Below are 22,849 nucleotides of genomic sequence, written 5' to 3'. Positions count from 1 at the left end.
AGAACGTGAACATCACAAGAAGACTTTTGGGGAAGGTCGCGCTCGGATTGGCCGGCGCAACAATGCTGATGCAGGTCCCGGCCTTTGCCGCCGACAAGCCGGCGCCGTTCGACAAGCCCGGCGTCAAGATCGCGCTGGTGCGCTATCTCTCGACCGGCGATTTCTTCCAGGCCTATCTCTCGGGCGTCGAGTCCCAGTCCAAGGCGCTCGGCATCGATCTGCGCGTGCTCGACAGCCGCCAGGACGCCGCCCTTCAATCCGACATGGTCGACCAGGCCATCGCACTCGGCGTGCAGGGCATCATCATCCAGCACGGCCTGACGGAATCGATGAAGGACGCCGCCCAGCGCGCGGTCGATGCCGGCATCAAGGTCGTCGCCTTCGACGTCAATGTCGAAAACCCCAAGATCCCGCAGATCGAACAGTCCGACAAGGACCTTGCGCGCCTGGCGCTCGAGCAGGCGGTCAAGGACAATGGCGAGAGCTGGAACGCCGGCTATGTCTATGTCGCTGGCATCGCGCCGCTCGACCGCCGCAACGAGACCTGGGTCGACGTGAAGAAGAAACATGCCGGCATCAAGGAAGTCGCGATGTTCGGCACGCTCGACAACCCGATCGCCAACTCGGTCGCCAACCAGGCGCGCTCGGTGCTGCAGGCGCATCCCGACATCAATGTGATGTTCGCGCCCTATGACGAGTTCGCCAAGGGTGTGAAGATCGCCGTCGACGAGGCGGGGCTGAACAAGAAGATCAAGATCTACTCCGCCGACATCTCTACCTCGGACATCGCGGCCATGCGCGAGACTGACAGCGCCTGGGCCGCCACCGCCGCCACCAACCCTGCCGTCGTCGGCCAGGTCTCGGTGCGCGCGCTGGCGCAGCTGCTCGCCGGTGAAGATCCCGGCCACAACGTCATCGTGCCGCCGACGCTGATCACCCAGAAGGACCTGATCGACAAGGACATCAAGAACATGGAGGACCTGTCGGCCAAGCTGCCGCAATTCGCCCATGCCGATGTCGCCATGCCGGCCTGGATGCCGAACCCGAACGCGAAGTAGGATCGGTCGTCTGATAGATGCGAAGGGCGGCATGGGCCGCTCTTTTCATTTGATCGTAAGCCTGCCGGCCTACAACCAATGGTCTGGATCGCGCATCCCGTGGACAATCGCCACAGCGATAACACCATCGGGCTGCGGCTCGTAGATGATGATATAACGGCCTTCGACGAGCACGCGGGCCGTTGCGCTTAACTCGGGCCGTGCGCAGCCCATCTTGGGGTGCTGCGCCGCCAGCTCCAGTCTTTCGAAAATGCGCATCAACAGTCTGTCTGCTGCCTTTTCATTGTCGGCGGCGGTGGTGTGCCAGATGTCTCGCAAATCCTGCGAAGCGCGCGGTGTGAGCCGATGGCTAGCCACGGGCGCGGCGTTCTGCCTTCAGGCTGCCGATGAACTCGGTGGGGTCGACAGCCACTGGCTTGCCGCTGCCCATCCCGTCGGCATAGGCCCGCTTCAAGTGCTGGAGTTCGAGCGTGCGCAATTCCTCGCGCTGCTCCCATAAGCGCAGGGCGTCGCGGACAATCTCGCTGTTGGAAGCATAACCGCCACCTTCGATAGCGCTTTGCAGGCGAGCTATCTGCTGCGCGGTGAGGGATATGGTGAGGGTGCGCATAGGTTCGTTTTTCATACCCACATTATAATGCATCCAACAAGGTCTAACAATATCTGTTAGGAATCTGCCCCTGCATCATGACCGCCCGACTCGCACCAGCCACCGCGCCGTCCTCGCCATGCAGGCGTGCAGTACCGGAACACCATATTCGATGGCAGGCAGGTCGTGCGGCGCACCCTTGGCGGGGATCGCCAGCATCCGCCCATGCCCGCCCGGCGCCAGGCAAAGCTGCGTCCCATCAGACGGTGTCGCCAGCGCGCCGTCCTTGAAATTGCTCAGCAGCCATTGGCCTTCGCGGGTGACGAAGATGGGAACGGCGTCGTATTTCGCCGGGTCCAGCGCGGCTATGACATTGGTTGCCGAAAGCAGCGACACCTCATGCTCGGCGGAGCGCCCGCCGAACAGCAAGCCGACACGAAGTCTCTTCGCAGCCATCGACAACTCCACCAAGGATCAGGGTCGGAGCTCGCATGCGAAACACAAGGCGCGCCCTAAAGTGGTCGAGCAATAGGCCAAGGATTGGAGTGGATTTTGACCAGTTCGAGCAGTTTTTCAGCACGACCTGCAAAAGCAGTTCTCCGCCTGGAGTCCTTCAGGTGGGAGAGCGGTTCGTCGTTTTGGTGAACGATGAACCGCTCCAGGTCTATGTCTAGCGCAGCGCTGCGGCGATGTTGCCACCGTCGACCGTCGTCACATCGGCGGTGGTGCGTTCGGCCAATGCTTGGTGCAGGAAGGCCTGCGCCACGTCTTCTGCCGTCACCTCCTGTCCGAGCAGATTGCCCGACATGTATTCCTTCTCCGACACGCCGCGCGCGCCGGAACGGCTGGCGATCATGGCGTCGGTCAACAGGCCGGAGCGGATGCGGTCGGCGTTGACCGCATTGGAGCGGATGCCGTGCGCGCCGTAGTCGAGCGCATATTGCCGGGACAGGAATAGCGTCGCCGCCTTCGGCACACCATAGGCGCCGAATTTCGGACCCGGGTTGACCGCCTGCTTGGAGGTGTTGAACAACAACACACCGCCGGTGCCCTGTTCCAGCATGATGCGCACCGCGTTCTGCGCCGCCGACTGGTGGGCGAAGAAGTTGAGCTCGAAACTCTTGCGCAGCAGGGCATCGTCGAGCTCGCCGATGCGGCCTTCCCAGGCGGCACCGGCGTTGGAGACCAGAATGTCGACGCCGCCATAGACAGCGACAGCTTTGTCGAAGGCGGCGCGCAGCTCGGCCGGGTTGGTGATGTCGGCGCCGACGCCGATCGAATTGTTGCCGGCTGCCTTTGCCGCCTCGGCCGCCCTGGCCGCATCGAGATCGACGACGACGGCATGCGCGCCATTGGCGGCGAACAGTTTTGCCGTCGCAGCACCGATCGCGCCGGCGCCGCCAGTGATCAGCACCACCTGGCCGGTCAGCGGCTTCGGCTTGTTGGAGGCGAGCTTGGCCTGCTCAAGCGACCAGTACTCCAGCGGGAAGAGATCGGCCTTCGATAGAGGATGGAAACTGCCGACGGCCTCGGCGCCGCGCACCGCCTCGATCCACATCTCGCCGACATCAGATGCGATCTTCGCATCCTTCAGCGTGCGGCCATGGCCGAACATGCCGAGGCCCGGCACCAGCGTCAGCCGTGGCATCGGGTCGAGCATGGTGCGCTCGACGTCGTCCAGCGCGTCATTGGTTTCGAAATAGGCGCGGTAGTCGTTGGCGAAGGCGTCGACATGGCTCTTGATGACGGCCTTGTAGTCGCCGGCCTTGTCGGCGTCTGGCGCCGGAACCGCCATCGGTCCGGTCTTGATGCGGATCGACAAATCGGGCGTCGACACGCCGCGTCCGGCATAGTCTGCAATGCCGGCCGAGTTGATGAAATCGACGATGGCGTCCGAAGTGCGGAAATCGCTGATCATGCGGTCGAAGCGGCCTTCGCCACGCGCCACCGCGACCGCGCCACGCAGCATCGGCGCGATCGCTGCCGGCGTTGCGAGCTTGGCCGGCAGTGCGGCTTTCGCTGTCTTCGGCTTGCCGTTCTTCGCCACATAGTCTTCGGCCACGTTCACATAATGGATCATGCGGTCATAGGCCTGCTTCGCATCGTCGCCGAAGGTGAAGATGCCATGCTTGTCGAGGATCAGGCCTTCGACGCTGGGGTCGGCGTCGTAGACATCGGCGGCCACCTTGGCGAGGTCGAAGCCCGGCTTGATATAGGGCACGTACCCCATCTTGTCGCCGAACACGGTCTTGATCAGCGGCTTGCTGTCCGGCTGGTCGACGATGGCGAGGATCGCGGTCGAATGCGTGTGGTCGACGAATTTATGCGGCAGGAAGGCGTGCAGCAGCGTCTCGACCGATGGATTGGGGGAGGCGGGGTCGATGAGGTTCGCCCGCTGCAGCGCCACCATGTCCTCGTCGGCGAGGCTGGCCAGCGCACGCGCCTTCAGCAGCGCGCCGAGCTTGACCGCCGGCAGGCCTTGCGGCTCGATCACACCCATGTCCCAGCCGCTGCCCTTGACGCACAGCACATCCCATTCGTCGCCGACGAGATCGGTGGCCTTGGTCTTGCAGGAGGTGTTGCCGCCGCCATGCAGCACCAGCCGCGGCTCGCCGCCGAGCAGCCGGGTGGTGTAGACGCGCAACGCGAGGTCGCGGGCAACGCCCTTTTTCGCATAGTCGGCAACCAGTCTTTCCGCGTCGCCGTCATTCCAAAGGTTCTTCATGTCGCTATGTCCGCTTTGCTGTCTTTGATGTTGCTGTGAACAGGAGTACCGCGACGCCTTGATGACAATGCGCCGGCTGCTGGGATTTCGTTGGTCAGGAAGCCTTTTTTGCCCCCGCACTGGCTCCGGCATGGTCGAGCAGCCGCCGCGCCATGCTGGCGCCGACGACGAGATGCGTGCAGAGCCCGCCGGCGAGCGCGGCGAGCAGCGGTTCGAACTTGCTGTCTTCCTGCACCACCATCAGCCGCTTCTCGATCTGGCGCAGTGACGACAGCGAGGCCGAGATGACGCGGCGGTTGTAGCTGCAGTCGAGCGCCTTGCCGGCGGCATCGATGATCTGGCCGGCAACGACGCCGGCGGCGCCCGCTTCGCGCAACAGCCCCATCTCGCCGGGGCTGAGCGCGCCGCATTTGACGACATGGCTGTCGCCATCGACCGTGCCTACCGAATAGAGCGCCAGATCGCAGTTTGCAATATCGGCCAGTTGTTCGCGGATCACCGGTTCGGCGCGCAGCCCATGCGCCAGCAATTCCGTCGTCAGCACCAGCGGCGCGTAGAAATTGAGGCCCTTGGCGTTGAGCCGCCGGGCGATCTCCATCGTGCACTGGTCGGGACGGTAGGAGTAGGGCGCGCCGAGATTGCCGCAGAGCTGCACAACCGTGACGTCCTGCAGGTCGGCATAGGACATGACGTCGGCGATGGTGTAGACGGTGCGGCCCCAGGCGACGCCGATACGGTCGCCCTTCTTGACCAGTTCGAGAAAGACACTCGCCGCCAGCACCGCAACGTCCGTCGAAGGGTCGACGACATAGGCATTCTCCGGCGCGATCCACACCGCATCAAGCTTGAGCGCGTCCTCGAGCTGGCGTGCCAATACGTCGTCGGTGAACAGCTGCGTCGAGGTCGAGATGTTGACGATGCCGGTCTCGCGCGCCTTGCGCAAATACATGGCGACCGAGGCGCGGGAGATGTTAAGCTGGCTGGCGACCTGGTCCTGGCGCAGGCCATGGGCGTAATAGAGCCAGGCGGCCTTGTGGATAAGCTGTTCTGCCGGTCGGATCGCCATGCCGTCTCCTCGGCTGACATTATTCACGGCTCTCGACAAAAGTCAAACTTGCGTGGGTACATGATACCTCTTTGCCCACTCGAATCTGGACGATCATTGCGCCAAATGTGCCCGGTCGGGAATCGCCGATGGTGACGTGGCGGGAACCTGTGGTTAGAAGTTCTCAGCAAATGAAACTCGGGGAGCACGGGATGGGCAGTCCCTACGATCAGGATCTCGGCAAGAACGCCGCCAACCACCAGCCGCTGACGCCGCTCACATATCTGGAGCGGGCGGCAAGCACCTATCCCGACCATGTTGCCATCATTCATGGTAGCCAGCTCATCACCTATCGTACCTTCTGGCGGCGCTCGCTGAAGCTCGCCTCGGCGCTGTCGAAGCGCGGCATCGGCAAGGGCGATACCGTCACGGTGATGCTGTCGAACACGCCGCCGATGCTGGAGGCGCATTTCGGCGTGCCGATGACCAAAGCGGTGCTGCATTCGCTCAACACAAGGCTCGATGCCGCCGTCATTGCGTTCCAGTTCGACCATGCCGAGACCAAGGTCCTCGTCGTCGACCGCGAATTTTCCGCTGTCGTCAAACAGGCACTGGCACTGGCCAAGGTGAAGCCGCTGGTCATCGACTATGACGATCCCGACTATGCCGCCGATGCACCCTATCCCAAGGGCGAGCGCATCGGCGCGATCGACTATGAGGCGTTCGTCGCCGGCGGTGACCAGGGCTACGCCTGGTCGATGCCCGACGACGAATGGGACGCCATCTCGCTCAACTACACCTCCGGCACGACAGGCAATCCGAAGGGCGTCGTCTACCACCATCGCGGCGCTGCCCTGATGGCTTACACCAACACCATCCATGCCGGCATGGCCAAGCACGCCGTCTATCTGTGGACGCTGCCGATGTTCCACTGCAATGGCTGGTGTTTTCCGTGGACGATGGCGGTCCAGGCCGGCACCCATGTCTGCCTGCGCTGGGTGCGGCCGAAGCCGATCTACGATGCCATCGCCGACCACGGCGTGACGCATCTGTGCGGTGCGCCGGTCGTCATGTCGGTGCTGATCAACGCCAGGGACGAGGACAAGCGGACGTTCCCCCAGACGGTGACCTTCAATACGGCGGCAGCACCTCCGCCGGAAGCGGTGCTGTCGGGCATGGCCGATGCCGGCTTTGCCGTCACCCATCTCTACGGGCTGACCGAGACCTATGGCCCGGCGGTCGTCAACGAATGGCACAGTGCGTGGGACGATCTCGACAAGGGCGAACGCAGCGCCAAAAAGGCCAGGCAGGGCGTGCGCTATGCCGCACTCGAAGGCCTGACCGTGATGGACCCGGGGACGATGCAGAAGACGCCGGCCGACGGCGAGACGATCGGTGAGGTCATGTTTCGCGGCAACATCGTCATGAAGGGCTATCTGAAGAACAGGAAGGCGACCGAAGAGGCCTTTGCCGGCGGCTGGTTCCACTCCGGCGACCTCGGTGTCATGCATCCCGACGGCTACATCCAGCTCAAGGACCGCTCCAAGGACATCATCATCTCCGGCGGCGAGAACATTTCATCGATCGAGGTCGAGGAAGCCCTCTACAAACACCCGTCCGTGGCGTCCTGCGGCGTCGTCGCCAAGGCAGACGACAAATGGGGCGAGGTGCCGGTCGCCTATGTCGAGCTGAAGCCCGGCAAGGCGGCAAGCGAGGCCGAGATCATCGAACACTGCCGCGCGCTGCTCGCCCGCTTCAAGGTGCCGAAGGCGGTGATTTTTGCCGAGATCCCGAAGACATCGACGGGGAAGATCCAGAAGTTTCAGCTGCGGGAAATGGCGAAGGGATCTTAGTTCCAGAGCGCAACGGCACGCGAGGTCGAGTTGGCGCCCACCCCCTCTGTCACCTTCCGTCACCAAATTATACGCGTACGTCGAATTCGCATTGACACTTCCCTCTTTTCGATTTACGACTGACGAAAGTTGAAATTCGTCACTAATAAATCGACAGAGAGCCATGTCCGAAGCCGCCAGCATAATGGCCGACGCCACCCGCCAGGAGAATGTCACCCGCATTCTCGACTGTGCCGAACGCCTGTTCCGGCACTATGGTTACGGCAAGACCAATGTCGCCGACATCGCCCGCGAACTCGGCATGTCGCCGGCCAACATCTACCGTTTCTTCGCCTCCAAGGTCGAAATCCACCAGGCCGTCTGCGGCCGCATGCTCCTCGCCAGCTACAACATGGCCTACGAGATTTCCCGGTTGCCGATCAGCGCCGAGGAGCGGCTGCGCCGCTACGTGCATGCGCAGTACAAGATGACACTGGAAGTCATGCTCGACGACCAGAAGGTCCACGAAATGGTCATCGTGGCGCTCGAGCGCGACTGGGGCGTCATCGACAAGCATATCGACAGCATTCACGACCTGTTTGCCGAGGTCATCCGCGAGGGCATCGAGGCCGGCGAGTTTGCCGACCAGGATCCGGTCATCGCATCGCGCTGCTTCGGCGCCGCCACCGTTATTCTGTGTCACCCCCAAATGGTGGCGCAATGCCTTGCCAAGACCAATCGGGCGATGCCCGACGATCTCATCGATTACGCGATCAAGGCTCTGAAGTAATAGCCGCCGCCCGCCGGGCGCCGGTGTCGACCGTTCATCTCCAGTCGGGAGCACGAAAGTGTCTTTGTCCAGTTCCATCATCCGCAAGCTGCCGGTCGCCGGCCTGATCGTCGCCACGCTCGGGCTCGCCGCCTGCAGCCAGGAGAAGACCGAGGTCCAGGACATCATCCGTCCGGTCAAGGTGGTCGAGATCGGCCAGGCCGAAAAGAGTCGCGAACTCACCTATTCCGGCTCGGTGCGAGCCCGTACCGAAATGAACCTCGGCTTTCGCATCTCGGGCAAGGTCACTGAGCGCCTGGTCGACATCGGCCAGCATGTGACGACAGGCGATGTGCTAGCCCGTATCGATCCCACGGACTATGAGCTGTCGGTCAAGAGCGCCAAGGCCAGCCTCGACGCCGCCGAGCGGCAGGTCGAGACGGTCGATCTGTCCCGCAAGCGCGCCGAACAGCTTTTTGCCAAGAACTTCACCTCCAAGTCGCAACTCGAACAGGCGACGCTGAGCTACAACCAGGCGGTAGCGACGCGCGATGCCGCCCGCTCTACCCTTGCCCAGGCGCAGAACCAGGTCGTCTACACCGATCTCAAGGCGAGCGAGAACGGCATCGTCACGGCGGTCTCGGCCGATGTCGGCCAGGTGGTCGGCGCCGGAACGCCTGTGATGACCGTTGCCGTCGACGGCGAAAAGGAAGTGCTGATCGCGGTTCCCGAAATGGACATCGCCGCCTTCAAGCCGGGAAAGGAAGTCAAGGCCAGCTTCTGGTCCGATGACGCGCTGGCGCTCTCCGGCAAAGTGCGTGAAGTCGCCGGCAGCGCCGACCAGCAGTCGCGCACCTTTGCCGTCCGCGTCTCGCTGCCCGACGACCCGCGCGTGCTGCTCGGCATGACCGCCAACATCGAGGCCTCGGTGGCCAAGAAGCAGGAGATGGTGTCGATCCCGCTCAGCGCGCTTGCGGAAAAGGATGGTCGCAAGATTGTCTGGACCGTCGACCGCGCCGGCGAGACGGTGCACGAGCGCCTGGTCAAGGTTGCGGAGTTCACCGCCGACGGCGTCAGCGTCGCCGACGGGCTCAAGCCGGGGGATGTCGTCGTTGCCGCCGGCACCCAGTTCATGACCGAGAATCTCAAGGTCAAGCTGACCGGCGATGCGGTCCAGGCCGCCTCTGCGGAAGGCGATGCCGCAAAGGCCCTGCGCTGACCGCAGGCATGAAGCCGGCTTGATCGTCGCTTCGGCGAAAGGGCTGGGCAAGCGAATTCAGGGTTTCCGGGCGGCGAGCGCCCGATGGTCGAGACGCCAAGATCGAGTTCCCCCGCATCGATCCGCGCGTCCCACCGCGATGAGTGTCTCTCCGCTCGGAAAGCCTCGCCGCCCGGAAGCCAGCATCGGAATATCCTAGCTGCATGCAAAGCGCATGCGCGCACGATCAACGAATTGGACTGACGCCGATGACCACCACCGACAGCACTGAAAAGCAGCCTTTCAATCTTTCGCGCTGGGCCATCGGCCATCCCTCGATCGCGCGCTTCCTGTTCGGTCTGATCATCATTGCCGGCGCGCTCGGCCTGATGCGCATGGGCCAGAAGGAAGACCCCGATTTCACTTTCCGCGTCATGGTCGTCCAGGCGATCTGGCCGGGCTCCTCGATCCAGGAGATGGAAGACCAGGTCGTCAACAAGATCGAGCGCAAGCTGCAGGAAACGCCGCACCTCGACTTCGTCCGTTCCTACACCCGCGCCGGCAGCGCCATCATCACCGTCCAGATCAAGGGCGACACCAATGCAGAGGAGGTGAAGGACGCCTTCTACCAGGTGCGCAAGAAGGTTGGCGACATCTCCGGCGACCTGCCGCAAGGCCTGCTCGGGCCCTATTTCAACGACGAGTTCGGCGACACTTTCATCACCCTGCACTCGATCGGCGGCGACGGCTACAGCTATCCGGAGCTGAAGAAATTCGCCACCCAGGCTCGCGACATGCTGCTGACGACGCCGGGCGTCGAGAAGGCCGTCATCATCGGCGACCAGCCGGAGAAGCTTTATATCGACGTCTCGTCCAAGGCCCTGGCCGAACGCGACCTGACGCTGACCGACCTGCAGAACGCCATCAAGGGCCAGAACAATGTCGATCCGGCGGGCTCCGTCGACACCGGGCTGCGCTCGGTGCGCATCTCGGTCGAGGGCGATGTCACCAGGGCTGCCGACATCAGGGAATTGCGCCTGCGCGCCGGTGGTCAGGTGACACGTCTTGGCGATATTGCCACCGTGAGTTCCGGTCTCGAAGATCCCTATCAGCGCAAGTACCGCTTCAACGGCCACGAAAGCGTCCAGGTCGGCGTCGTCATGGCCAAGGGTTTTAACGTCAGGGACGTCGGCACGGATGTCGAGGCGACCTACAAGCGCTTTGAGGAAGCGCTGCCCTACGGCGTTGCGGTCGACCAGATTTCCAACCAGCCCGAGGTTGTCAAGGACGCCGTCAACGAGTTCATGGAGGCGCTCGGCGAGGCGCTGCTGATCGTGCTTGCTGTCTCGCTGCTGTCGATCGGCTGGCGTTCCGGCCTGGTCATCGCCATTGCCATTCCGCTGGTGCTGGCCGCCACCTTCGCCATCATGTACGAGCTCGGCATCGATCTGCAGCGCATTTCGCTCGGCGCCCTGATCATCGCGCTCGGGCTGTTGGTCGACGACGCCATGATCGTCGTCGAGATGATGGAGCGCAAGCTGGAAGAGGGGCTGGTCAAGATCGAGGCGGCGAGCTTCGCCTATTCCTCGACCGCCTTCCCGATGCTGAGCGGCACGCTGATCACCATCGCCGGCTTCATCCCGGTCGGCTTCGCCGCCTCGACCGCCGGCGAATATGTACGCACGCTGTTCTATGTCGTCGGGATCGCGCTGGTCGTGTCGTGGTTCGTCGCCGTCTATTTCACGCCGTGGCTGGGCTACATGATCCTCAAGCAGCGCAAGCATGCCGGCAACCATCATGACGCCTTCGACACCGGCTTCTACCGGCGGCTGCGCGCCACGGTCGGCTGGGCGGTGCGCCACCGCATCATCGTTCTGGCGATGACGCTGGTCACCTTCGCCACCAGCCTGTGGGCGTTCCAGTTCATCCCACAAAACTTCTTCCCGCAATCCTCGCGGCCGGAAATCCTCGTCGATCTCTGGTTGCCTGAGGGAACCTCGATCAAGGAAGTCGAGACGCAGGCCAAAGCGTTGGAAGCACGGATGATGGACGACAAGGACAAGCGCTTCATCGCCACCTATATCGGCGAAGGCGCGCCGCGCTTCTTCCTGCCGCTCGACCAGCAATTGCGCAATCCGAACTATGCGCAGCTTCTGGTGATGGCCAATGACGAGCCGGCACGTGAGCGGCTGATCCTCAAGCTGCGCTCAGTCCTGGCGCAGGATTTCCCTTCGATCCGCTCCAAGGTCGACCGTCTGTTCCTCGGCCCGCCGACCGGCTGGCCGGTGCAGATGCGCATCATGGGTCCGGACCGCCAGGAGGTGCGCCGCATCGCCGACCAGGTGAAGGCGAAATTCGCCGAAAATCCGCTCCTCGGCGCCGTCCATGACGACTGGCTGGAGCCGGTACCGGCGATGAAGCTGGTCATCGACCAGGACCGCGCCCGTGCGCTTGGCGTCACCTCGCAGCGCATCCGCCAGATGCTGCAGGCAGCGATGTCCGGCGCGCCGCTCGATGACTTCCGTGATGGTGAGGAGACGGTTTCCATCGTCGCCCGCGAACCGGACGCCAGCCGCAGCCTGCTGTCCTCGGTCGACTCGGTCTATATCCCGACCGATTTCGGCGGCTTCGTGCCGCTGTCGCAGGTGGCCAAGGTGGTGCCGGTGCTCGAGCAGGGCGTCGAATGGCGGCGCGACCGCCTGCCGACCATCTCGGTGCGCGCCACGCTGCCGGATGGCGTGCAGTCGAACGACGTCGTCACCAAGCTCTACAATGATATGCAGGGCATGCGCGCCGGCCTGGCGCCCGGCTACAAGATCGAGATCCAGGGCGGTGCGGAAGATTCCGCCGAAAGCCAGGCCTCGATTGCCGCCAAGGCGCCGATCATGCTGGCCGTCATCGTCGTGCTCCTGATGATCCAGCTGCAGCATTTCGGCAAGGCGATGCTCGTGCTCGCCACCGGTCCGCTCGGCATCATCGGTGCGGCGGCGGCTCTGTTGATCAGCGGCGCGCCGTTCGGCTTCGTCGCCATCCTCGGTGTCATCGCGCTGCTCGGCATCATCATGCGCAACTCGATCATCCTGGTCGACCAGATCGATCAGGACATCGCCAGGGGGATGGACCGATCGGAGGCCATCATCGGCTCGGCCGTGCGCCGTTTCCGGCCAATCGTGCTGACGGCGATGACGGCGGTGCTGGCGCTGATCCCAATCTCGCGTGCGGTGTTCTGGGGACCGCTCGCCTACGCCATGATGGGCGGCATCCTCGTCGCCACCGTACTCACCATCCTGGTGCTGCCGGCAGGCTACGCGCTGTTCTTCGGCCGCGAGCCGAAGAAAGGCAGGAAGCCGGCTGATGAGGCGGTGCAGGACAATGACAGGCCGCCACTGGCGCTGGCCGCCGAGTAGGCGCTGCTGGGGCACAGGATCTTCCTTGGAAAATGCTGGAACGCCGTACGCTTGACGTGCGGCGTTCTGGCTTTCGCCTTGCCGGTGGCACCGAGCACCCAGGCAAGTATCTCAACACCAGGCGGGTTCATCAAAATAGGTTGAACGGCCACCTGTATGAAAATGCTTCGCGGCGCCGGTTTTGCAAAACAGAATTCCTTTCCAGGACGGCAAAGCCGTCCGATCCTGCTTACATATCGGAGCGGCAACGCTCATTCGCATCAGGTGATCATCCCATGGTAGACAATAAGCAATTGCGGCTCGGCGCCTTCATGCGTCCGGTCAGTCTTCACACCGGGGCCTGGCGCTATCCCGGCTCATATCCCGATGCCAACTTCAACTTCGCCCATCTGAAGCGCTTCGCGCAGACGCTTGAGGCGGCGAAGTTCGACGCCTTCTTCATGGCCGACCATCTGGCCGTTCTCAACATGCCGATCGAGGCGCTACGGCGCAGCCACACGGTGACCTCGTTCGAGCCGTTCACGCTGCTGTCGGCGCTCGCCGCCGTCACTGATCATATCGGCCTTGTCGCCACCGCATCGACGACCTTCGACGCGCCCTATCACATTGCCCGCCGCTTCGCCTCGCTCGACCATATCAGCGGCGGCCGCGCCGGCTGGAACATCGTCACCACATCCAATCCCGACGCCGCGCTGAACTTCGGCCTCGACGAGCATGTCGAGCACGACGAGCGCTATCACAATGCGCGGGAATTCTACGATGTGGTGACCGGCCTCTGGGACAGCTTTGCCGACGACGCCTTCATCCGCGACGCCGAGAGCGGGCTCTATTTCGATCCCGCGAAGCTGCATGTGCTCGACCATAAGGGTGAGCATCTCTCGGTGCGCGGCCCGCTCAACATTGCGCGGCCGGTGCAGGGCTGGCCGGTCATCGTCCAGGCCGGCGCATCTGAGGCCGGGCGGCAGCTGGCAGCCGAAACGGCGGAGGTGATCTTCGCCGCCCATTCCGATCTGGCGTCCGGGCAGCGCTTCTTTGCCGATGTCAAAAGCCGGGCCGAGAAGCTCGGCCGTTCGCGCGACGACATCAAGATCCTGCCCGGCGCCTTCGTCATCGTCGGCGACAGTGTCGAGGAAGCACAGGCCAAACGCGCCAAGCTCGACAGCCTGGTCTATTACGAGAGCGGCATTGCCTCGCTGTCGATCGCGCTCGGCCATGACGCGTCGGCCTTCGACCCCGACGCGCCCTTGCCCGAAATCCCCGAAACCAATGCCTCGAAGAGCGGCCGCGAGCGCGTCATCGAGCTGGCGCGCCGGGAGAATTTGACCGTCCGCCAGCTGGCGCAGCGGCTCGGCGGCTATTCCGGCCTTGCCTTCGTCGGCACGCCTAAAACCATCGCCGACGCGATGGAGGAATGGTTGCTTGCCGAGGGGTCAGACGGCTTCAACGTCATGTTCCCCTATCTGCCAGCCGGGTTGGACGACTTCGCCGAGAAGGTGGTGCCCGAGCTGCAGCGGCGAAAGCTCTTCCGGCGCGAGTATGAGGGCACGACCTTGCGCGAGAATCTCGGCCTGAAGCGTCCGCCGAACCGGTTCTTCGAAGGCTCCGAAGCGGTCATCCGCAAGGCCGGCTGACGTCTGCCACAAAAAGAAACGGGCGCGCCGAAGCGCGCCCATTCTTTTCAAGCCATCACTTTCAGATGACGAAGTACCAGTTGGCGAGCAGCATCACCACCAGGCCGGCGACCAGCGTCAGGTAGGGCAGCATGCCTGCCTTTTTGACCGAGAGGTCTGCGCCCGCCATGCCGAGGTCGGCCAGCATGTGGTCGGGGAACTTGCCCTTGTCTTGGACGTAGTGCCGGTAGCAGAACACCGGGATGATCAAGGCGGCTGTGATCAGGCCGGCCCAGAGCGCCATCGGGTTCCACACCTTGGCGCCGGCGCCCATGAAGATGGCGTTTACATAGGCGAAGATGGCGCCGAGACCGAGCAGCCAGCTCGGCGCCTTCCAAGGCCGGTTGATGTGGCCGTTGTCGATGCGGTGGATCCAGCCGGCATTGAGGTTGAGGAAGTTGAAGATGATGTAGCCGCAGTTCGACACGGCGAGGATGAAGAAGAAGCTCGTCGCGTCGGCCGAGGCGATGGCCAGCACGATCAGGTTGAAGACGAGATCGGTCCACATGGCGCGCGTCGGCGCGCCATGCTCGTTGACGTGGCTGAGATAGCGCGGCAGCCAGCCATCGACCGAGCCCTGGTAGAGCGTGCGCGACGAGCCGGCCATTGCCGTCATGATGCACAGCACCAGCGCCAGGATCATCAGCATCACCAAGAGGCTGTGGATCAATGCGCCACCCCCGACCATGCCGGCCAGTGCATCGGCGACACCCGAGCCGTCGACGATCGGCGTCGCCAGCATGCCGTTGAGGCCCAGCACGCCCTGGAAGGTGAAGGGCACCAGGATGAACAGAAGCATGCAGAGCAGGCCGGAATAGAAAATCGCCTTGAACGTGTCGGTGCCCGGGTTCTTGAACTCCGATGTGTAGCAGACGGCGGTCTCAAAACCATAGGTCGACCATGCGGCGATGAACATGCCGCCCAGCACCAGCGTCCAGCCGGCAATGTTCCACGAGCCGGGCTCCGGCGCGTAAGCCGCCGCCAGCGGCACCAGCGGCGAAAAGTTCGCCCAGTTGATCTGGCCGGTGACGATCGGCACGACACCGACGATCAGCATCGGGATGATGACCAGGAGGCCGATATACTTCTGCACATTGGCGGTGCCGAGAATGCCGCGATGCTGGATCGAGAAGATGATCAGCATCAGCACCGCGCCGATGAAGAAAGTGGCATTGAGGGTGAAGGAGACAGGACCTAGCGTGTGGCTGAACAGCGTCCAGTTGCGGATCGCCGGCGTGGCCGCCGCGGTCACCGCGGCGATGGCGTCGGCAGGCACCGTTCCGGCATGCGCCGCGATATAGGCGACGACGTCCGGCGACGCCTCGGTGAACAGCGGCACCGGCGCCAGCGCGTTGAGAATATAGGCGGCGGCGATCGAGCAGCCCAGCGACAGCACCGGCGACCAGGCGAACCAGTTGCACCACACCGACAGCGGCGCGATGAACTTGGAATAACGCAGCCAGGCGGTGGCGCCGTAGATCGAGGCGCCGCCCGACTTGTTCGGGAACAGGCCGGCGATCTCGGCATAGGTGAAGGATTGCAGGAAGCCCATGATCATGGAAGCGATCCAGATCCCGAAGGCCAGCGTTCCCGTCGTTCCGGCAATGCCGCCGATCGAAAACAGGACAAGGGCAGGAACGCCGCTCGCCACCCAGAAGGCGCCGCGCCAGTCGATGTTGCGGAGCAGCTTGCCTTCAGCGGGCTGCTCCAGGGCAGTGGTAATCGTGCTCATCTGTCTGAATTCCCCATTTTGTGTTCCCGGCCGGTGATGCCTCGGCTTCGCGAAGCTTGTTCCCCGGTACATGACCGCACGACTCCAGTGTTTCCACTCAGTCGTATTTTTTTCTTAACAGTGAAGATTGATCCGGCGCGCTTTCACGTCAAGTGATTTGTGGCGTCGTGCACATCACGGTTGCGAAACGCTCGCTTTGTCCTTCTCCCCTTGTGGGGTGAGAAGCGGTCCGCGGTAGCGGACGGAAAGCCAATTGCTTTCGAGCTTCGAACGCCCTGAGCCTGCGAAGGGCCGGGGGTACAACCCTCAGGATCGCGGCCTGGTCTTTTGCGGATCGTAGTGGGCGAAGGCCACGACGCGCGCCGGCAGCCGTTTGGCGTGGCCGTCGAGTTTGCCGATCTCGACCTCTGTGCCGGTGGCCGCATGGGTGACGTCAAGCCTCGCCAGAGCGATGTTCTTGTTCAGCACCGGCGAGCGCATGCCCGAGGTGACGACGCCGATCTGGGCGCGGCCGATATGGACACAGTCGCCATGGCCGACCGCAACATTGCTGTCGATGTCGAGGCCGACGAGCTTGTGCTGCGGATGTTCCTTGCGCCTTATCAGCGCCTCGCGGCCTATAAAATCGTCGGTCTTGGTCTTCAACGGCACGGTGAGACCAATGCCCGCCTCGAACGGGTCGGTCTGGTCGGAGAATTCGTAACCGGCGAAGATCAGCCCGGCTTCGATGCGCACCATGTCGAGCGCCTGAAGGCCCATCGGCTTCAGCCCGTGCGGCTGGCCGGCCTCCCAGATGGCATCGAACACTTTTTCGGCGTTGCGTGGGTGGCACCAGATTTCGTAGCCGAGCTCGCCGGTATAACCGGTGCGCGACACCACGACCGGAATGCCATTGCCGCCGCCGATGCGCGCGACAGCGAAGCGGAACCATTCGAGTTCGTCGATCGACGGTTGCAGCGGCGAGGTCCAGACCACCTCTCGCAAAATGTCACGGCTCTTCGGCCCTTGGACAGCGACATTGTGCATCTGGTCGGTGGACGAGCGCACCAGCACGTTGAGGCCAAGCTTCTTTGCCGTCTCGCGCAGCCATTCGCCAGACAGGTCATCGCCGCCGACCCAGCGGAAATTGTCCTTGCCGAGCCGCAGCAGCGTGCCGTCGTCGATCATGCCGCCATGCTCGTAGCACATGGCGGAATAGACGACCTGGCCGACGCCGAGCTTCTTGACGTCGCGGGTCAGCGTGTATTGCAGCAGCGCTTCGGAATCGGGACCGGTGACCTCGAACTTGCGCAGCGGCGACAGGTCCATGATCACGGCATCCTGTCGGCAGGCCCAGTACTCGGCGATCGGCCCCTCTTTGGCGAAAGAATTGGCCAGCCAATAACCCCGGTATTCCACGAAGTTGCGGGTGTGCTTGGCGAAGCTTGAATGGAAGGCGGTCTCGCGGGTCATTTTCGGTTCCGAATCGGGCGTCATGCGTCTGGCGATCGCTCGCGAGAATTTGTGTTGGCCGGAATAGGTTCGCACATGGATGTCGGTGAGATCCCAGCCATTGGCCGGCGTCGTGTCGTCGGGGCAGGCGGAGGAGACGCAGACGATGTCGGTGAGCGCCCTGAGCAGGACATAGTCGCCGGCGCGCGACCACGGCTCATCCGACACCATCACGCCATGGGCGTCGATCTCCGTGTTGAAGAAGAAGTTGATCGCCATCCAGCCGGCGCGGGGCGTCACGCCCTTGTCGGCCAGCGCGCGATTGAAGTTCTCCGAGCAGTTGGTGTGGCCGGGATAGCCGATGTCATCGTAATATTTGGCGGCACACGCCAGCGCGAATGCGTCGTGTCGCCCGCATGTGTCCTGGATAACCTCGACCAGCGGCTCCATGTCCTGGTCGTAATATTTCGAATGCAGGCCCGGCATCGGGTAGCTCGATCCCATCAGCGTGCGCGTGGTCGTTACGTCGAGCGGATGGTCCAGCCCCTTGTCCAGCTTGCGCGCCGAGAAGCACTGGAAATCGGTGCACTGGCGGCCGTCGACATCGATGATCTGCAGGTAGTCGCCCGCCTTGACGAAATAGGATTCGGCTGTCGCCGCATGGACGCGCAGATCGAGCACCGGATCGGCAAGCGGATCGGCCAGCTGCGACTTTGTCTTCAGGCGCACGGTGGCGCGGCGCACCATGACGGTGAGCGGCGTTGCCGTATCATGGCTGTCGACGAGCATCGGCCCGCCGGGTGCGGCAATCAGCATCGCGCCGTCGCGCCTGACCGTGAATGCCTGCTCGGTGCCGGCAGGCGTTGCGCCGCCGAACACACGCACCGCCTTGGGCTCGTCGAGCTGCACCTGGCGGCGCTCAAGGCCACGACGGACGGAAGCCAGGCTGTCATCGCCCTCGGCCAGAAGCGCCTTGATCCCGGCGGCATTGCTGTTGGACTTTTCGCCGAGGATGGAAGGATCGGTGGCGCCGGTCCTGTCCCAGGCCAGCAACTCGCAAGCCTGCCCGCCCTCGACATTGCGCACGGTGAACGTATCGCCGGCCTCGACCTCGATCAGCACCGCGCCATTCCCCAGGATAGTATGGCGCTCCATGCCCGGCGGCAGCGCGATCTGGCCGGGCCTCAGGATGAGGCTCGGCCGCGGCGGTCCGGCTGCGACAGAGGGGTAGGGCGACTGGCTCATCTCAGCCTTGCGGTTCGAGAAACAAGTTTGCCTGTGTGTAAAATTATTTTAGCAGCAAGAATAGCAGCGCGGTTGGGTTTGGCAAGGTGGAGGGTGGCGTTCTCGCCGCGGTCGCTAAGGCCGAACCTTGCCGATCAGCCCTATCTTCCGAACGTCAGCGCTGCCCCTCATCTGGCTGCCGCCATCTTCTCCTCGTAAACGGGGCGAAGGACGCTGTCGTCGCCGGCTTCGCCAATCGCCAACGTTGCAGGACGAGCGCCGAGGCTGCGACCAGCTTCTTTCTCCCCGTCACTATACGGGGAGAAATGCCCGGCAGGGCAATGAGGGGCGGCGCCAACATCTGAAACTATCGAGCTAAAGCTCCTCGGAATGCCCGATAGCCACACCATACTCCGCAGCCGAATCCAACATCGTGTGCCACAGACTTTCGGCAAACGTCGCAAACACCAGGAGGTTGAACACCGCCTGCCCATCCGCCTTGTCACCACCACGCCAGAGCGTGACGCTGGTGTGATCCATCGAGGTCGCGGCAGCAGCGCCAACCGGAAACGCATCGGGATGCAAATCAATCGACGACAGTTTCGCCAGCATGGCGCGCGCCTTGAGGCCGCAGATGCTGATCAGCACGCGTGCATGCGATTGGTCGGATAGCGAAGCGGAAGATGCAAAGGTCTGAGCGAGCACCTCAGTCCTGCCACCCTTCGACAGGACAAAAAACTGATCCGGTCCCGACCAGATCAGCGTCGCATCAGCGGTGCCAACTGCCTTCGGCGTTTCCGGAGCCGCGACGCCGAAACGAGCGTTCGTGGCCTCGGCCAAATCACCCGCCTTGCCGCGCCGTGCCATCACCTGGACGAGGTCGAAATTGCGGATCTCGGTCAGCGACACACCGGCATCGCCTTGCGGGCCGCAAGCGCCAGGAGCGAGCGCGCGCTCGAGCGAGCTGCGAACATCCCAGAAAAAGTCAGCCACGCTGGCGCCCTCCATCGGGATCGTAGAAGACGGGATTGCAGAGTTCGATATCGTAGTCTTCACCGCGCAGCGGATCATGCGCGTGGACGATCTCGCCGATGCGTTCGCGGCCGCGCTCGACAAGGCCGAGACCGATCCACTGGTCGAGCGTCGGCGAGAAGCAGACCGAGGTGACGTAGCCCAGGTCGTTATCAGGCCCGGGCGTCTGGCCCTTCGGGATGATGTGCGCGCCGGAGCGCAGGCGGCGCGCCTTGTCGACCGGCTTGATGCCGACCACGACCTGCCGGTCCGGCGCCACCAGCGCCTCGCGGCCGGCCATGACGCGACCGATGAAATCCTTCTTGGTCGACATCATCTTGCCGAGGCCGAGATCGGCGGCGGTCGTCGTGCCGCTCAGTTCCGGTCCGGCGACATGGCCCTTTTCAACGCGCATGACGCCGAGGGCTTCTGTGCCATACGGCGTCACGCCGAACGGTTTTCCCGCCAGCATCAAATTGCGTGCCATCGCTTCACCGTAACGCGCCGGCACCGAAATCTCGAACGCCATCTCGCCGGAGAAGGAGATGCGGAACAGCCGCGCCTTGATGCCGCCGCGCAAAGCGACTTCGCGCACGCCCATGAATGGAAAACCTTCGTTCGAAAGGTCCTCGGCAGGGTCGACGATTTCCTTCAACAGGTCTCGCGTCCTTGGCCCGGCAATCGAGAATTGCGCCCACTGGTCGGAGACCGAGGTCAGTTGCACGTCGAGTTCGGGGAATAGCACCTGCCGGCAGAATTCGAGATGCTGCATCACCAGCCCGGCCTTCGCCGTGGTCGTGGTGAGGAAATAATGGTCATCGGCCAGCCGCGAGGTCGTGCCGTCATCATAGACGAGGCCGTCCTCGCGCAGCATCAGCCCGTAGCGGGCTTTTCCCACGGCAAGGTTTGAGAAGGTGTTGATGTAGACGCGGTCGAGGAAGGCGCCGGCATCGGGGCCGTGCACATCGATCTTGCCCAGCGTCGACACATCGCAGAAGCCGACGCCGCCGCGCACCGCCTTGACCTCGCGGGTGACCGATTCCAGCCAGTCTTTCTCGCCGGCGCGCGGATACCATTGCGCGCGCTTCCACAGGCCGGTGTCGACAAAAATCGCGCCTTGTTCGGCCGCCCAGTGATGCGACGGCGTCAGCCGCGTCGCATGGAAATTTTCGTCGCGATGGTGGCCGGCAAAAGCGCCGATGGCGACCGGCACGTAGGGCGGGCGATAGATGGTCGTGCCCGTCTCGTGAATGGATTTGCCCGTTACCGCCGCCATGATGGCGAGGCCGGCGACGTTGGACGTCTTGCCCTGGTCGGTCGCCATGCCGAGCGTGGTGTAGCGCTTCAGGTGCTCGACCGATTCAAAACCCTCGCGCTGCGCCAGCTCGATGTCGGACGCGGTGACATCATGCTGCTGGTCGACGAAAGCCTTGCCTTTGCCAGCGACATGCCAGAGCGGGGTCAGCGAGAACGCCTCGTCGTCGGCGACCGGTGCCGATCCCGCATTGCCGATCCGGCTGGCGTCATGCGCCGCTGCGGCGCCGGCCTCGAAACCTGCGCGCAGGCAGGCGCCTAGCCCGAAGTCGCCATTAGCCGCACCTGCGGCGACCATACCGGGCGGCGCGCCGTCCGGCACGAAGGCGGCGATGTCGTCTCGCCATTTCGGCCGGCCGCGATGGTAAGAGGCGAGCCCGACCGCCGGATTCCAGCCGCCGGAAACGGCAAGCCCGTCGGCCTCGACCTCGGCGCGCGCGCCGCCGGTCAGCGACACCGCTATTTTTCTTACGCCGTCCTTGCCGCCGTCGACGCCGCTGACCGAACCATGCAGCACGGTGAAGCCGTTCCTGGAAGCGAGAGAACGATGGGCAGGCGAGACGTCAGGCCGCGCGTCGATCACCGCCGCGATCTGCAGCCCGGCGCCGAGTGCCGTCTCGACCGTGCGCCAGCCATCCTCATTGTTGGTGAACAGCGCGATCCGCTTTGCCGGCGTCGCCGCATAACGTGTGACGTAGGTGCGGATGGCGGACGCCATCATCACGCCGGGCGTGTCATTGCCGGCAAAGACGATGGGACGCTCAATCGCGCCGGCGGCGACGACGCAGCGCTTGGCCACGATGCGCCACAGGCGCTGGCGCACCTGATGCTCGGGCGGCACCGGCAGATGATCGTTGACCCGCTCGATCGCGCCATAGGTACCGCCGTCATAGACGCCGAACAGGGTCGTGCGGGTCATGATGCGGACATCCGGCATCGAGCTGAGCTCGGCCAGTGTGCGCGACAGCCACTCCGCGGCCGGCAGACCGTCGATCGTGCCGCCATCCGACAACAGACGGCCGCCGGGCGCAAAATCTTCTTCGCACAGGATGACGCGCGCACCGCTGCGGCCTGCAGCGAGTGCGGCGGCGAGACCGGCCGGACCGGAGCCGGCGATCACCACATCGCAATGCGCCCAGGCCTTGTCGTAGTGATCCGGATCGGGGGTGACCGCCGCGCGACCCAGACCCGCGGCGCGTCGGATCGCCGGCTCGTAGACCATTTCCCAGAATTTTGCCGGCCACATGAAGGTCTTGTAGTAGAAGCCGGCGACGAAGATCGGTGCGAACAGCTGGTTCACCGACATCACATCGTGGCGCAGCGAGGGCCAGCGGTTCTGGCTTGCCGCTTCGAGGCCTTCATACAGTTCGGCCGTCGTGGCCTTGGTGTTGGCCTCGCGCCGTGCGCCGGTGCGCAGTTCGACCAGCGCGTTGGGTTCTTCCGAGCCCGCAGTCAGAATGCCGCGCGGACGATGGTATTTGAACGAGCGGCCGACCAGCTTGACGCCATTGGCGACCAGCGCCGACGCCAGCGTGTCGCCCTGGAAGCCGGAGAGGCTCTTGCCATCGAAGCGGAAGTTGAGCGGCGCCGAGCGGTCGATGAGACCGCCGGATGTGAGACGATGGGATTGGCTGGAACTCACGATGGCCGGCCTCTCATCGATCCAATGCCAGGCGGGACCGTCGCGCTCTTCACCCTCCCCCTTGTGGGGAGGGTCGCTGCGCAGCAGCGGGGTGGGGGTGCGGCACCGCCCCCCCCCCCGCCCGGGGGGGGGGCCGCCCCCCCAGGGGGGGGGGGGGGGGGGGGGGGTTTTGGGGGGGGGGGGGGTTGGGCAGGGTTGCGGG

At 63.8% G+C, this 22,849-nt stretch carries 14 protein-coding genes and 1 pseudogene; 6 read left to right on the top strand and 9 right to left on the bottom strand.

What is annotated here, in order from left to right; genetic code table 11:
* The first annotated feature begins 5 nt into the window (after positions 1 to 5).
* Positions 6 to 1,058, top strand: a complete 1,053-nt coding sequence (locus tag NKJ57_RS16965) for a substrate-binding domain-containing protein (protein WP_023692173.1) — start codon at positions 6 to 8, stop codon at positions 1,056 to 1,058.
* A gap of 69 nt (positions 1,059 to 1,127) precedes the next feature.
* On the opposite strand, the gene NKJ57_RS16960 is transcribed toward NKJ57_RS16965, so the two are convergent.
* The 5 genes and pseudogenes from NKJ57_RS16960 to NKJ57_RS16940 all read right to left on the bottom strand — a co-directional run bounded on the left by NKJ57_RS16960 (position 1,128) and on the right by NKJ57_RS16940 (position 5,438).
* Positions 1,128 to 1,415 (bottom strand): type II toxin-antitoxin system RelE/ParE family toxin, encoded by a 288-nt coding sequence (locus NKJ57_RS16960; RefSeq protein WP_352511536.1) that lies wholly within the window; start codon positions 1,413 to 1,415, stop codon positions 1,128 to 1,130.
* Complete coding sequence (locus tag NKJ57_RS16955; protein ID WP_023692171.1) at positions 1,408 to 1,668, bottom strand: ribbon-helix-helix domain-containing protein; 261 nt, start codon at positions 1,666 to 1,668, stop codon at positions 1,408 to 1,410. The genes NKJ57_RS16960 and NKJ57_RS16955 overlap by 8 nt, the downstream gene beginning before the upstream one ends.
* 88 nt (positions 1,669 to 1,756) lie before the next feature.
* Positions 1,757 to 2,103, bottom strand: a pseudogene (locus NKJ57_RS16950) (D-alanine--D-alanine ligase A); the annotation flags it as partial.
* Between the two features lie 214 nt (positions 2,104 to 2,317).
* On the bottom strand, positions 2,318 to 4,372 hold the full coding sequence (locus NKJ57_RS16945; RefSeq protein WP_352511538.1) for a bifunctional aldolase/short-chain dehydrogenase: 2,055 nt from the start codon (positions 4,370 to 4,372) through the stop codon (positions 2,318 to 2,320).
* A 94-nt stretch (positions 4,373 to 4,466) separates the two neighbouring features.
* Complete coding sequence (locus NKJ57_RS16940; protein ID WP_023738425.1) at positions 4,467 to 5,438, bottom strand: sugar-binding transcriptional regulator; 972 nt, start codon at positions 5,436 to 5,438, stop codon at positions 4,467 to 4,469.
* A 191-nt stretch (positions 5,439 to 5,629) separates the two neighbouring features.
* Between NKJ57_RS16940 and NKJ57_RS16935 the strand changes: the two genes are divergently transcribed.
* From NKJ57_RS16935 to NKJ57_RS16915, 5 genes are all read left to right on the top strand, one after another.
* Positions 5,630 to 7,270, top strand: coding sequence for an acyl-CoA synthetase (locus NKJ57_RS16935; protein WP_352511541.1), 1,641 nt, complete (start codon positions 5,630 to 5,632; stop codon positions 7,268 to 7,270).
* A 163-nt stretch (positions 7,271 to 7,433) separates the two neighbouring features.
* The gene (locus tag NKJ57_RS16930; protein WP_286461551.1) at positions 7,434 to 8,039 is read left to right on the top strand and encodes a TetR/AcrR family transcriptional regulator; all 606 of its coding nucleotides are present in this window, start codon (positions 7,434 to 7,436) and stop codon (positions 8,037 to 8,039) included.
* Positions 8,040 to 8,097: 58 nt separating this feature from the next.
* Positions 8,098 to 9,237 (top strand): efflux RND transporter periplasmic adaptor subunit, encoded by a 1,140-nt coding sequence (locus NKJ57_RS16925; RefSeq protein WP_352511542.1) that lies wholly within the window; start codon positions 8,098 to 8,100, stop codon positions 9,235 to 9,237.
* A 248-nt stretch (positions 9,238 to 9,485) separates the two neighbouring features.
* Positions 9,486 to 12,623, top strand: a complete 3,138-nt coding sequence (locus NKJ57_RS16920) for an efflux RND transporter permease subunit (protein ID WP_352511543.1) — start codon at positions 9,486 to 9,488, stop codon at positions 12,621 to 12,623.
* 275 nt (positions 12,624 to 12,898) lie between these two features.
* On the top strand, positions 12,899 to 14,254 hold the full coding sequence (locus NKJ57_RS16915) for an LLM class flavin-dependent oxidoreductase (RefSeq protein ID WP_352511544.1): 1,356 nt from the start codon (positions 12,899 to 12,901) through the stop codon (positions 14,252 to 14,254).
* Between the two features lie 61 nt (positions 14,255 to 14,315).
* Here the strand turns inward: NKJ57_RS16915 and NKJ57_RS16910 are convergent, their stop codons facing one another.
* The 4 genes from NKJ57_RS16910 to NKJ57_RS16895 all read right to left on the bottom strand — a co-directional run bounded on the left by NKJ57_RS16910 (position 14,316) and on the right by NKJ57_RS16895 (position 22,647).
* Positions 14,316 to 16,025 (bottom strand): trimethylamine N-oxide permease, encoded by a 1,710-nt coding sequence (locus NKJ57_RS16910; protein WP_023668560.1) that lies wholly within the window; start codon positions 16,023 to 16,025, stop codon positions 14,316 to 14,318.
* A gap of 306 nt (positions 16,026 to 16,331) precedes the next feature.
* A complete protein-coding gene (locus NKJ57_RS16905) occupies positions 16,332 to 18,701 on the bottom strand; it encodes a trimethylamine N-oxide demethylase (protein WP_352511546.1) in 2,370 nt (789 codons plus the stop codon).
* A gap of 354 nt (positions 18,702 to 19,055) precedes the next feature.
* Positions 19,056 to 19,688, bottom strand: a complete 633-nt coding sequence (locus NKJ57_RS16900; RefSeq protein WP_352511548.1) for a sarcosine oxidase subunit gamma — start codon at positions 19,686 to 19,688, stop codon at positions 19,056 to 19,058.
* Positions 19,666 to 22,647 carry a sarcosine oxidase subunit alpha gene (locus tag NKJ57_RS16895; RefSeq protein ID WP_352511550.1) on the bottom strand — a complete coding sequence of 994 codons (2,982 nt, stop codon included), beginning with the start codon at positions 22,645 to 22,647 and terminating at the stop codon, positions 19,666 to 19,668. The genes NKJ57_RS16900 and NKJ57_RS16895 overlap by 23 nt, the downstream gene beginning before the upstream one ends.
* Between the last annotated feature and the right edge of the window lie 202 nt (positions 22,648 to 22,849).

The organism is Mesorhizobium sp. M0077, from assembly GCF_040322955.1.
Classification (GTDB): Bacteria; Pseudomonadota; Alphaproteobacteria; order Rhizobiales; family Rhizobiaceae; genus Mesorhizobium.
Note: the sequence above shows the minus strand (reverse complement) of the source record. Positions and strands in the feature narration are given on the sequence as shown.

Excerpts from the sequence above, each read along its gene's own strand:
- NKJ57_RS16955 (WP_023692171.1), bottom strand. The coding sequence starts at position 1,668 with ATGCGCACCCTCACCATATCCCTCACCGCGCAGCAGATAGCTCGCCTG.
- NKJ57_RS16945 (WP_352511538.1), bottom strand. The coding sequence starts at position 4,372 with ATGAAGAACCTTTGGAATGACGGCGACGCGGAAAGACTGGTTGCCGAC.
- NKJ57_RS16940 (WP_023738425.1), bottom strand. The coding sequence starts at position 5,438 with ATGGCGATCCGACCGGCAGAACAGCTTATCCACAAGGCCGCCTGGCTC.
- NKJ57_RS16935 (WP_352511541.1), top strand. The coding sequence starts at position 5,630 with ATGGGCAGTCCCTACGATCAGGATCTCGGCAAGAACGCCGCCAACCAC.
- NKJ57_RS16930 (WP_286461551.1), top strand. The coding sequence starts at position 7,434 with ATGTCCGAAGCCGCCAGCATAATGGCCGACGCCACCCGCCAGGAGAAT.
- NKJ57_RS16920 (WP_352511543.1), top strand. The coding sequence starts at position 9,486 with ATGACCACCACCGACAGCACTGAAAAGCAGCCTTTCAATCTTTCGCGC.
- NKJ57_RS16915 (WP_352511544.1), top strand. The coding sequence starts at position 12,899 with ATGGTAGACAATAAGCAATTGCGGCTCGGCGCCTTCATGCGTCCGGTC.
- NKJ57_RS16910 (WP_023668560.1), bottom strand. The coding sequence starts at position 16,025 with ATGAGCACGATTACCACTGCCCTGGAGCAGCCCGCTGAAGGCAAGCTG.
- NKJ57_RS16905 (WP_352511546.1), bottom strand. The coding sequence starts at position 18,701 with ATGAGCCAGTCGCCCTACCCCTCTGTCGCAGCCGGACCGCCGCGGCCG.
- NKJ57_RS16900 (WP_352511548.1), bottom strand. The coding sequence starts at position 19,688 with ATGGAGGGCGCCAGCGTGGCTGACTTTTTCTGGGATGTTCGCAGCTCG.